7 protein-coding genes are annotated in these 12,966 nt (G+C 49.8%); all 7 read right to left on the minus strand.

Annotated elements, in window-relative coordinates:
* Positions 1-61: 61 nt before the first annotated feature.
* The 7 genes from L2725_RS10425 to L2725_RS10455 all read right to left on the minus strand — a co-directional run bounded on the left by L2725_RS10425 (position 62) and on the right by L2725_RS10455 (position 12,955).
* On the minus strand, positions 62-1,120 hold the full coding sequence (locus L2725_RS10425; RefSeq protein WP_249248908.1) for an FUSC family protein: 1,059 nt from the start codon (positions 1,118-1,120) through the stop codon (positions 62-64).
* A gap of 122 nt (positions 1,121-1,242) precedes the next feature.
* Positions 1,243-1,779, minus strand: a complete 537-nt coding sequence (locus L2725_RS10430) for a cell division protein ZapC (RefSeq protein ID WP_115138422.1) — start codon at positions 1,777-1,779, stop codon at positions 1,243-1,245.
* A gap of 181 nt (positions 1,780-1,960) precedes the next feature.
* Positions 1,961-2,980, minus strand: a complete 1,020-nt coding sequence (pyrD, locus tag L2725_RS10435) for a quinone-dependent dihydroorotate dehydrogenase (protein ID WP_249248910.1) — start codon at positions 2,978-2,980, stop codon at positions 1,961-1,963.
* Positions 2,981-3,046: 66 nt separating this feature from the next.
* Complete coding sequence (locus L2725_RS10440) at positions 3,047-7,891, minus strand: NAD-glutamate dehydrogenase (protein WP_248935613.1); 4,845 nt, start codon at positions 7,889-7,891, stop codon at positions 3,047-3,049.
* A gap of 261 nt (positions 7,892-8,152) precedes the next feature.
* Complete coding sequence (locus L2725_RS10445) at positions 8,153-10,471, minus strand: efflux RND transporter permease subunit (RefSeq protein ID WP_249248911.1); 2,319 nt, start codon at positions 10,469-10,471, stop codon at positions 8,153-8,155.
* A gap of 52 nt (positions 10,472-10,523) precedes the next feature.
* Positions 10,524-11,534: a WD40/YVTN/BNR-like repeat-containing protein gene (locus L2725_RS10450; RefSeq protein ID WP_249248912.1), complete on the minus strand. Its 1,011-nt coding sequence runs from the start codon at positions 11,532-11,534 to the stop codon at positions 10,524-10,526.
* A 56-nt stretch (positions 11,535-11,590) separates the two neighbouring features.
* Entirely contained in the window at positions 11,591-12,955 is a 1,365-nt protein-coding gene (locus L2725_RS10455) for a DUF1329 domain-containing protein (RefSeq protein WP_249248913.1), read from the minus strand.
* Positions 12,956-12,966 lie beyond the last annotated feature (11 nt).

Genomic DNA, 12,966 nt, shown 5'->3' on the forward strand with positions numbered 1-12,966 from the left:
GTTAATCACTAATAAAATCTGAAGCTTATATCTTTTCTTACCTTTGACTCCCCGACTAGGGTTAATGGCTTCTTGCTATTGTCCCCAGAGCAGCAATATCCGCATGCAGGCTTTCAACGGCACAGGCGTATTGATACAAGAGCCAGGTGTATCCTGTCAGCGCAAACTGATGCTGTTCATGCTCATCCAATGATGCCAGCAGCTCCTGATGCAGGGTCATTCCCATCTGCTCAGGTAAGGGTGCCAGAGACTGACTGGTACCTGCCACGTATTGACTCAGTGACTCAAGAACAGGCAGCAGGCGAACAGCGAGTTGATTGATTTTGGCGTAGGAGCTGTATTCATCATCGCGCCAGCGGGTTTGACTGAGAATTTCCATCAGGGTGACCAAACGTATTTGCTCCTGAGTGAGTTGCTCCAGCCTTTGCTTATGGTGTCTTAAGGTGCGACTTTCCCACTCCAGTGAGAAGAAGAGTTTCTTTTGCGCAAGAACCGACTTCATGGTTGACTCAAGTTCGGCCCGGCAATCTTCTGCGCCATTTATCCCGGCGCTGAGATGTGTTTTCAACATTGAGGCCTGTTTGGCAAACACTGCAGACAGTTGCTGCCGCCAGTCCTGCTTGGCCTTTATCGGCAGTATAAACAGAGAAACGCATACCGCAATCAAACACCCCAGCAGAATATTGGCTGTTCGCCAAACGGCCTCAGTCGTATCGTGGTTGGCATCCCCCACCACAATAATCATGGTAAAGCCGGTGACCAGGTAAGCATAACTGTATCTGCCTTTGCCTATATAACAGACCAACCCCACCGCCATCGCCAGCAAAACCATCAGAGCCCAGTAATTCTGAAAACCAATGATTAACAGCACGCCACATAGTGAACCTACACAGGTTCCGATGGCACGTTGCAAAGACTTTTCCAGCGCACTGCCCACCTGAGGCAGGCCCAGCATAATGATCACTATGGTGACCATGCTCCAGATAAAATGAGGTAAGGGCCAGATGCCATTAATCACAATGGCTATCAACAAAGCGAGGAACAACTTAAATGCGTGCACTACCCTGGCGTGCTGATAAATAAAACGGGTGAATTTGCCATCAGGCGAAAATACAGACATGGGGGCTTTGTCTATTGAAGTGCTTTACCCCATTTTATAAAACATTGAGGCGCAAAAGCTCAACCGGGCCGACAAAAATTCAATGGGTGGGAAAGTGGAATATTGCCGCGTAAGGACAATTATTAAGCGGCAATAACCTGACGACTGACTTTAATTGGCTGAAGGCGGTTATGCATAACCTTAATGGTTTCAAATTTAACCATACTCTTCACTTCAGAAAGTTCGCACTCCGGACTCAGCAACATAACCTGAGCGGCTTGCAAGCCGTTCTCTACGACCAAAACCAATACTCTTTGTTTCTTGGTTGTCGCCAGTTCAAATAATTTTCCAACATCGCAATATACACACTCATCGCAGGCATCAAAAAACCATGACTTTGGCATTTGAGGCTTGAGCATAAAATGAGCAGCTGTTGCGTTGAGTGAAATTTGAACTATTTCAGCATCAGGTACAGATAAATGCTTTTGCAGACATTCAAGCATAGCAATATAGAACTTAGCCTGTTCCATGCTAAATTCCATTGGCGACATTGCGTCGGGTATCAGTAATTTCTTTTGGTAGGGAGTCAGAAATTCCATTTCTGCGCCTAACGAAACGCTCAGCGAATTGTACGCATCGTTATAACTCCACTGCCAATCCTGCTGTGGCATTAATAGCATAACGTCTACCTATTATCCGATATCAGCTCGATAATAGTTGAAAAAATAGTCAAACTCAAAGGGAATTTACAAGTTAGTTGCTGTTTTATATAAAAATATCGCGATCCCCTTTAGATCGTTTTCAGATCTAATAAGGATCGCGATCGGCGTTTTTGGATCCTAAATAAAATACTGAATGATTTTATTTGGTTCTGAACGCATCAGAGATCTCTTTAATCAACTGAGGTCCCTGATAGATAAAGCCTGAATAGATCTGAACCATTTCAGCGCCAGCATCAATTTTCGCCAATGCATCTTCAGCGCTGTTAATTCCACCCACTCCAATAATTGGCATTTTACCTTTTAAAGCATCTGCCAATTGCTTAATAATCTTGGTGGACAGCTCATTCAACGGTTTGCCACTCAGGCCACCGGTTTCATTACTGTTCTTCAGACCATTTACACCATCGCGGGTCAAAGTCGTATTGGTGGCGATCGCACCATCAAATTCATTCTTGATTAACGACTCAGCGATCTTTTCAATTTCATCCGGAGTCAAATCCGGTGCAATTTTCAGTGCAATTGGTACATATTTTCCATGCTTCTCAGCCAACTCTTTTTGCTTGGCTTTTAACGCACTCAGCAGCTCATCCAACAACTCACCGTATTGCAGGGTACGCAGGCCAGGAGTATTTGGTGAAGAGATGTTAACCGCAATGTAAGCCGCATATTCATACACCTTTTCCATGCAGATCAGGTAATCATCTTTACCCTGCTCTACCGGCGTATCACGGTTTTTACCAATATTAACGCCCACCAGCGCCCCGGACCTGGCAGCTTTTAAATTGGCCACCAGATGGTCGACACCTTTGTTGTTAAAGCCCATGCGGTTGATAATCGCCTTGGCAGGCTTAATGCGGAACAAACGTGGCAGGTCGTTACCTGGCTGAGGACGTGGGGTCACGGTACCGACTTCAATATGACCAAAGCCCATAGCTGCAAACGCATCAATGGCTTCACCATCTTTGTCCATCCCAGCTGCCAGACCTACCGGGTTAGGGAAAGTGATTCCCATCACTGTCACAGGCGCCGGAATGATGTCCTGTCGATAAAAACAGTTCAGAGGTGAGTTACCGGTCGCACGGAGGCCTGTCATTGCCACGTTATGAGCCTGCTCCGGATTCATCTGGAACATCACTTTCTGCGCTATTTTATAAAACATGTTTTCTCCTAGACCTAAAAAAGCCCCGGCATTCGCCAGGGCTCTTATTTTCATATTGTTATTAGCTTACTTTTGTCCTTCGCAGTGAAGGATAAGCAAATTCAGCTCACGCAAGGCAACCGAGAACTTGGCGAATTCGTGGCTTTGCGATGTCTTGAAGTCAGCCAGCATATGGAGCCAACGCTCCAGCAGCGACTGATTTTCCTCAATCCATTGAGCAATAATGGACTCTGCACTGCAGGTATCGGTGCAGGTTCCCAGAACCACAGAGGTCAGGGAGCGCTGCTGCCAGTCCAGTTCCTCACGGAATGCTGCCCGGGCCAGTGCCTGCCAGTGATTGGTAACAGGCTGTGCACTGATCTGATCCAGGAACCAGTGCAGATCCACCTTCGCGCCAAGCTTGAAGTAGGTTTCTGCCACCAGCGGAACAGATTTGTTCTCTGCCTGCGCAATCTGAGCAATGTCCAGGGTAGAGAACAGAGTGCTCATATTGGCAATAACAGCGGCTACAGGCTCGGGGACCCCTTCGCGCATCAGAGATTTGGCCTCGGTATCCAGGGCCGCCACTTCGTCCTCAATCATAAAGTTTTGAACGTTGGCGTGCAGCTCTTCAAACACTGGCTTGAAGAAGGCTACTGTCTGCTCGATGCTCATACTGCGGTTACGGTGACGCAGGAACCAGCGACATGAACGACGCAGGTTTCGACGCAGTTGATGCAGCATCTCACCCTGTACAACAGCAGGAATGATACCATTCAAATCAGTAATCGACTTGGTTAATTCAGCCAAACCAAAGACTTCGCGGGCGATAGTGTAACATATCGCTGCCTCTGCGACTGTGGCACCTGTCTCATCTTGCATTCGCTGCACGAAATTCAGGCCCATGTCGTTGACCAGTTCATTAGCCAGCGAGGTCGCAATAATTTCACCACGCAGCGGGTGGTTAACCATGCGGTCAGCATACTTCTTCTGCAATTTCTGCGGGAAGTAGGCAATCAGCAATTGGCTGAGGAAAGCATCATCGGTGATTTCCGGTGTGACCAACTGCTCCTTCAGCACCATCTTGGCGTACGCCACCAGTACAGACAGCTCAGGACGTGTCAGCGGACGGCCACTTGCCAGACGCTCAGCCAGCTCCTCTTCGGTCGGCAGGAACTCCAGCGCTCTGTCCAGCTTGCCCTCTTTCTCCAGGTAATGGATAAAGCGGATCTGCTCTTTGAGCTGCTCAGCACCGCGAACCTGAGTCACAGAGATAGAACGGGTTTGATCGTTACAGTCCTGCAGCACGATGTCAGACACTTCATCTGTCATCTCAACCAGCAGACGGTTACGCTGCTTAACGGTCAGTTCACCGTCATCCACCAGGCTGTTAAGCAGAATCTTGATGTTAACTTCGTTATCCGAGCAGTCTACACCACCTACGTTATCCACGAAGTCGGTATTCATACGGCCACCTGTGGCAGCGTACTCAATACGACCCAGCTGAGTACAACCCAGGTTACCACCCTCACCGATGATCTTGGCGCGAACCTCTTTACCATCGATGCGCAGGGCATCGTTGGCACGGTCACCCACCTCGGAGTTGGACTCGCTGCTCGCCTTCACATAGGTACCGATACCACCGTTCCAGATCAGGTCCACTTTAGACTTGAGCAACTCTTTGATCAGCTCAGTCGGCGTCATGGAAGACTTCTTGGTATCCAGCAGTTTTTTCATTTCCGGCGTCAGGGAAATAGACTTGGCACTGCGCAGGAAGATACCACCGCCCTTGGAGATCAAGTCGCGGTTGTAATCGTCCCAGCTGGAACGCGGCAGATCGAACAAACGCTGACGCTCGGCGTAACTGGTTTTATGATCCGGAGTCGGGTCGATAAAGATGTGCATATGGTTGAATGCACCCACCAGGCAGGTGTACTCAGACAGCAGCATACCGTTACCAAATACGTCACCGGCCATATCGCCCACCGCCACACAGGTAAACTCTGTGGTCTGGCAATCGATACCGATTTCACGGAAGTGGCGCTTCACAGACTCCCAGGCACCCTTGGCGGTAATCCCCATCTTCTTGTGGTCATAACCGTTGGAGCCACCGGACGCGAACGCATCACCCAGCCAGAAGCCATATTCGATGGCGATGGAGTTGGCGATATCAGAGAAGGTTGCAGTGCCCTTATCTGCGGCAACAACCAGATATGGGTCGTCTTCGTCGTGACGCACTACATCGGCCGGTGCGACAACTTCACCGTTGCTGATGTTATCGGAGATATCCAGCAAACCGCGGATAAACAGCTTGTAACACTCCTGACCTTCAGTGAAGAAGGCTTCGCGACCACCTTCAGTCGGCAGCTGCTTACAAACAAAACCACCTTTTGCGCCCACAGGCACAATTACCGTGTTCTTAACCTGCTGGGCTTTTACCAGACCCAGTACTTCGGTACGGAAATCCTCCCGACGATCTGACCAGCGCAGGCCACCACGGGCGACCTTACCGCCCCGCAGGTGAACACCTTCGACTCTTGGTGAGTAAACAAAGATCTCAAATTTAGGCAGCGGCTTTGGCATCTCAGGGATCATCTCAGGAGAGAATTTGAATGAGATGTAAGGCTTGTTGGTGCCACCTTCCAGCGTCTGATAGAAGTTGGTTCGCAGCGTAGCGTGGATAAGATCCAGGTAGCGGCGAATAATACGGTCGTCATCCAGGCTGGAAACATCATCCAGACGGCGTTCAATCTGCTCCTGCAGCTTATCCAGCGTGCGGGTACGCAGCTTTGGATTGAACTTGCGAATAAACATCTTCACCAGCAGCTCGGCAAGCTGAGGATAGCGGCTGAAGGTTTCTTCAATGTATGCCTGAGAGAAAGTCGCATCAATTTGACGCATATACTTGGCGTATGCACGAATAATGGAGACTTCACGGCCAGTCAGACTGGTAGACAGCACCATGCGGTTAAAGCCGTCATCTTCCAGCTGCTTATTCCAGACATCGGACAAGGCGCTTTGGAATCTGTCCTGACAATCCGCCAGGCTCTCAGTGTTGGCATCCTTGACTGTCATCAGGAAGTCGAGGATCCAATAAGTCTCTTCGTCGTTGGTAATAATCTCGTATGGACGTTCGTTGATCACACGCAGACCGAAGTTCTCCAACATTGGCAGCACATCGGACAGGTGGATTGGCTCATCCTTGTGGAACAGCTTGAGGCGTACCTTGTTGTCTGTCAGCGAGGTTTCCTGCGGCTGATAGAAGAGCATGCCCAGATCGTGACTGTCATCCAGCGCTTCCAGCTGCTGCAAATCCACAACTGCTGAGCTTGGGAATACATCCTCCTTGTAGCTGCGCGGGAACGCATTGGAGAAGGTTTTGGCAAGGCGGTTACCAACATCATCGCCAAGTGCGGTATTCAATGCGCTGTAGAGTTTGTCTTCCCAGGAGCGCGCCGCTTCAATCAGGTCTGTTTCAATCGCTGCCACATCCACATCCATATTATTGTTATCGACATTCACTATGTAGTGGGTCCGGGCCAGAGTTGACTCGGAGAAGTAAGTGGTAAATTCCACCTCTTTGTCGCTGTTAAAATGCTTGGCCAGAATACGTTGGGTGTCTTCACGCAGCTTGGTGTTATATCTGTCTTTGGAGACATAAACCATACAGGAGAAGAAGCGACCAAAACCGTCTTTACGTACAAACAGTTTCAGCTTGTCCCTGTCCTGCATCTGCAGCACGCCGCGGGCGATAGACCACAGTTCTTCAACATTGGCCTGGATCAGCTCATCGCGGGGCAGATTCTCCAGAATGTTCACCAGAGCCTTGTAATCATGAGAGCGTGGCGCCAACGCCGACAACTCAAGTACACGATTAATCTTCTGGGACAGCAGTGGGATTTCCCTTGGACTGCGGTTATACAGGTTGGAAGCGTACAGACCGAGGAATCTGTCTTCGCCTATGACATTGCCTTTCTTGTCAAAACGCTTAATGCCGATGTAGTCCACATAGGCAGGACGATGAACCCGGCTCTTGGCACTGCTCTTGGTCAAAATAAGCAGGCTCTTGTCCAGCGCTTCCTTACGGGCATTTTCTGACAGGGTCGACAGCAACAGGCCATGGTCCGGCTGGGTCTTTCCTGGTTTATTCATCAAACCCAGGCTGCTTGCCATATCAGGCACCAGTTCAACATCACCCTCTACCCGGTTGAGGTCATAACGGCGATAGCCGAGCAGAGTGAAATGATGGTTGTTCAGGTAGGTCAGAAAATCTATGGCTTCCTGGCGCTCTTCTTTTTCGCCGGGGAAAGGCAGCTTTGGCAACTCGTCAATTGTTTCTTTTAGTTTGTTTGACATTGCCTGCCAGTCATTAACGGATGCTGCGACATCAGCAAGTACTGACTGGATCTCCCCTTCCAGCGCCTTGATATCTTTACTTCCGCTTTGACGGTCAATTTCGATGGCAAATACTGCAACTTTTTCTGCTTTTGCATCTGCACCTGAGACCGTCCCCAATTTGGTCACCAGGCCATCTTTGCGCTCAATGGCAAAGGGCGAATGCAATAACATATGAGCAGTAATGCCCAAACGGTTAAGTGCCATACCCACTGAATCCACCAGGAAAGGCATATCAGGGTGGATAATCTCAATAATCGAGTGGGTTGACTGCCAGCCATGCTTGGACTGACTTGGGTTAAATACCCTCAGGTGACTCTGGCCAACTGGCGTGGAGTTAACAGAATTCCACAGGCTCAGGGCTGCACCGTACAGGTCGCTGTCGTTGCGTTGATGCAGATCTTCTTTTGACATTTGGGAATAAAGACCAATGGCAAACTGCTCAACTTGCTTTGCTTGTGTTTGAGGGACTTTGGAGTGAATAAGGCTGACTACATTTTCCAGTAGTACTGAGGGCATTGCATCTTTCAAGGCCATGTTGCTGTTTCCTTAAGCGTCTATGGCAGCGCTTTATCGTTATATACAAACTCCTACTCATGGTCCGGCCCACCAATTCTGTGACCCAGATCATCGTTGGAAGTGTATTACTAAATTCATCCTAGTTCGAGGGAAATTTTAGAGTGACATTCTCTATTTATCCAGTATTGGCGGGGATTTAGTTGAACGAATGAAAAAAGAACCAGCAAAATAGATTAACTATTCAATAACAGAAAGGGAGCAAATGCTCCCTTTCTATTTTCATACTTTAGGCTTTCGCCAGAATACCGCGGCCAGTGCCGGCAGAATAATAATGGCCCCAAGCATATTTACCAAAAACATAAAGGTGAGCAAAATCCCCATATCCATTTGGAACTTAAGTGCCGAGAAAAACCAGGTACTGACACCGATTGCCAGCGTCAATCCGGTGAAAATGACCGCACTACCCCGCTCCATCAAAGCTTCAAGATAAGCCTGCTGCACCACCATGCCATCCTTCAACTTGGCAGACATGGTAGACAGAATGTAGATGCCATAGTCCACACCAATACCGACCCCCAGGGCAATAACCGGCAAGGTGCTGACGGCCAGACCGATTTGCAATTGAGTCATCAGCGCCTGTGCCAGGGTAGACACCACGTACAGTGGCACAATCACAGCGATTGTGGCCCGCAGCGAGCGGAAGCTGATCAGGCAAAGTACAAATACTGCACCATAGACATAGATCATCATAGGCAGCTGGGCTTCAGCCACGGCTTCATTGGTTGCAGCCATCACGCCGACAGGACCGGACGCCAACTTAAACTTCAGCTGGTCGTTATCCATTTTGGCAGACAGTTCCTTCACCTTATCGACCACCACTTCAATGGTTTCAGCCTTGTGGTCCTCCAAAAACAGATACACAGGCATTACAGAACAATCAGAGTTCAACAAACCTGAACTTGTTGGTACTCTTCCAATCGCCTGAACCAGACTGGCAGTGGTGCGAGGCAGCAACTGCCACTTGGGGTTGCCCTCGTTAAAACCGGCATTTACTTTCTTGGCCACGGAAGCCAGACTGGCCGAGGACTCTACCCCAGGGGTGTTGGCAGCCAGCCACTCAAACTCATCGATTTGCGTGAGCACTTCATGGTAGGTACAGGCCTCGGGGAAGGCCTCGACTATCACTGTCATCACGTCAGTGGTGATAGAGAAGTGATCGGTAATAAAGAAGGTATCCTGATTGTAACGGCTATCCTGGTGCAGGGCTGGCGCGCCTGCATGCAGATCACCAATCTTCATCTTGTTGGCCTGCTGCAAACCTGCGGCATACAGCACAGCTGTCACACCCAATACCACAACTGCATACTTAGGCGTGGCGAATTTAGACAGTGATTGCCAGATTTTCTGTACCTTGGCATCGCGATTTACATCAACCCCGAGCTTATCCTGCTTAAGATTGGTGTAAGAGATCAGCAAAGGCAACAAAACCAGGTTGGTCAGAATGATAACCGCCACACCCAGAGAGGCTGAAATCGCCAGCTCACGGATAATGCCGATATCGATCGCCAGCAGGGTCAGGAAGCCGACGGTATCTGACAACAAGGCGACCCCGCCGGGAACCAGCAGAGCGCGGAAAGCCGATGCCGCAGCCGCTTTGGTTTGTTGACCATCCAGGACCCGACGACGCACAGAGTTAATCATCTGTACCCCGTGGCTCACCCCAATCGCGAACACCAGGAAAGGTACCAGAATCGACATAGGGTCCAGACCAAAGCCGACAACAGTCAGCAGACCAAGCTGCCAGATAACCGCTATCAGGCTGCACACCAGAGGCAACAGCGTCAGCACCACAGAGTGAGAGAAGAAATACACCATCACAGCTGTGATTAAGATGGCGATCAGGAAGAAGAGCACAACGCCCTTGGCACCATCAGCAACATCTCCCGCCATCTTGGCAAAGCCGATGATATGGATCTTAATCTCGTCGGTCTCATATTGAGCCCTGAGCTCTTTCTCCAGCTGCTCAGCGAACGCTATGGTATCCAGAGGTTCACCGGTTTGCGGATCGAAGTCCATCAACTGGGCGGTAACCATAGCGGCCGAGTAATCTTCCGCTATCTGGCGACCAACAATCCCGGCTTTCTCAATGTTATTACGAACGATTTCCAAACCTGCAGTGGTATTGGCAAAGTCGGCGGGAATGACAGGCCCTCCGGCAAAGCCATCTTCAACCACTTCAGTAAATCGGGTAGAGGGTGAGTAGAGGGATTTAACCAGAGATCTGTCTACACCCGGGATAAAGAAAAGCTGATCGTGTACTTTTCTTAAGGTATCGAAGAATTCGGGATTAAAAATATTACCGCTGGTGTCCTGTACGGCCACCATAATATTGTTGGCGCCCCCAAACTCCTGCTGGTGCTTGAGGTAGGTCTGCATATATTCATGCTTGAGCGGAATATTTTTGACAAAAGCTGCATCCATGCGCAGTTGGCTTGCCTGATAACCGAGAAATACGGTGATCAGTGCGAACAGTACAATGACGGCTGCACGGCGCCGGAACAGAAAGGATTCAAATCCGTTGACCAATTTTTCTAACATCTTTCAGGCCCTGTTGTTATTCTTGTTGGCTTGAGAGTTTCAGCACAGGGAATTACTCCCCCTGTAACTGCACCACTCCCGAAGTACCGGACAGCCATACGCGGCCATCTTTATCCTGGATAATGGACACCAGACTTTCACCCTGACGCTTTTCCAGTTCACTGATCTCTCCATCAGGTGACATTTTAAGCACCATTCCGGCATTACCGACAAACCACACATTACCATCGCGGGTTTGGGTTGCGCCATTGACCGTGGCACTGACCGGAAGCTCAATCTGGGTAAATTCACTCAGCTCGCTGTCGGTGGAGAACAGGTGTCCTCTTAGTCCCATCAAGTAGATCCTGTCCCCCAGTTCAATAGCGTTGAACATAGACCCATCGTAAACAAAATCCAGCGCGTCAAAGGTTTTCCCTTTGTCACTGGATACCGCCACCATTCCCAGCTCACCCAGCAGCAATAAACGGCCATCAGAGAGGGGAAGAATACGATTGAAATGGGGCAGCAGATAGGCGCGCTCGTCCAGGTACAATTGTTCATCCTGGGACTTGAGGTCATTCAGGTAATCAACATCTTCCTCAAACAAAAGTTCACTATGGAATTCTTCCGTCCAGGTCTGACCACTGTCGAGCGAGCGATAAAAAAGGCCGTAAGCGCCAATAGCTACGCCCTCCTTATCATTAAAAAACAGTACATCCAGAAACGGTTTTTCCAACTCTTTGGACTGCATCTGCTTTTGCCAGGACTGACCGCCATCCTGAGTGTGCAATATGGTGGCATCGTGCCCTACCGCCCATCCCAACTTATCGTTTAGAAAAAACAGCTTGGTCAGTAATGAGTTAACTGGCGTTTCCACCTGTTGCCACTCATCACCATCGAGCACCAGCACATGTCCCCGCTCACCCACACTCACCAAGGTGTCGCCGGCAGGTGCGATATCAAGCAGCAGAGAGGATTGTGCCAAAGGTTGGATTTGAGATTCGATTGAAGCAGCCTGAACCGGTGTAGACAGGAGTGAGATAACTCCCAAAGCACAGGCGCTACGAAGCATGCAAGACAACATACAAACTTCCTTTAAAATATCAGGGCACCGGGAAGGTGCCCTGTAGACTGCTGGTGTTAGCGGATACCGCTGCGGCGCAGCGCTGCGGGGGTGAACTCAGAAGAGCGGAGGTTAGCGTCGAAGTCGTACATGCGGCCTTCGTTATCCAGACCAATCGCCAGATAACGGCGTGATTGCAGGTCGTGGAATACCTCGAGCGTACTCCATGGCGTTGGCACTTCGTAGTAGTTCAGGTTATGAGCGAAAGCTACGCGATACAACTCATCACGGTTGTCGTACATATCCGTTGCAGACACCTGCCAGGAGTCCTCATCAATGTAGAACACACGAGTCTTGTAGATGTGACGCATACCATCTTTCAGAGTTGCCTTAACTTCCCAGACTCTGTGCTTTTCCCAACGGACAAGATCAGGGTTGATATGTCCAGGTGTCAGGATCTGGTCGTAGTCGACCTCGTCTGAATGCAGGCGGTACTCGTTATAAGGAATGATGATCTCTTTCTTGCCAACCAGCTCCCAGTCATAACGGGATGGAGAACCATTGAACATGTCATAGTCATCCGTGGTACGCAGACCATCAGATACAGTTCCAGGAGTATCGAAAGCTACGTTTGGCGCCTTACGAACACGGCGCTGACCTGTGTTGTAGGTCCAGGCCTGACGTGGCAGCGCTTCCTGGTCCATGGTCTCTTTAACCAGCAGTGCGGTACCCGCCAGACGTGCTGGCTGAGACACGACCTGCTTGAAGTAGAACAGAGTGTTATCGTCAGCAAGCTGCTCAGGAGTGGCCTCTGGACGGGAGTACTCAAATCTCAGCTTCTCTGACAGTTCAACCAGAGTGTAGTCGCCCCCCTTGGTTGGAGACGCCTGGTTACGCTCTGTCTCCGCATCAACACCACGGAAACGCAGGATGTGGTTCCAGATCACCTCAAGACCATTGGCAGGAATCGGGAACGGCACGCCAATGGCGGCGCCTTTCAATCCATTACCATCAGCTACCAACTCGGCGCGGGTAGCATTTGCCTTGGTTGCATCATAAACGAACTGAGGCAGAGACGCGCTGCGGCGGGTCGGATACACATTCATTTTATAAGTGTCAGGATACAGCTCAAACAGCTTCATCTGACCGGGAGTCAGAAACTCCTTGTACTTATCCTTGTTGGCGTTGGTAATGGTATACAGCACCTTGTCATTTGGATAAGGATCAGGGTGATGATCGCCAGCCTTATAGCCGTCAACCGGCTTGGTAATTCCGCCATCCCATGCAGGGATAGAACCATCAGCATTACCGGCCTTCTCTGCGCCAATCGGCGTCAGAGTAGTACCCAGTTTGGCCGCCTCTTCAGGAGATACCTTGGCATCAACAGCAGTGGACACCAATCCAACCATTACTGCTGCAGACAATATCGTTAGCTTATTCATATTATTGTCCT

This window comes from Shewanella corallii (assembly GCF_023349125.1).
In the GTDB taxonomy this organism is placed as follows: Bacteria; Pseudomonadota; Gammaproteobacteria; order Enterobacterales; family Shewanellaceae; genus Shewanella; species Shewanella corallii.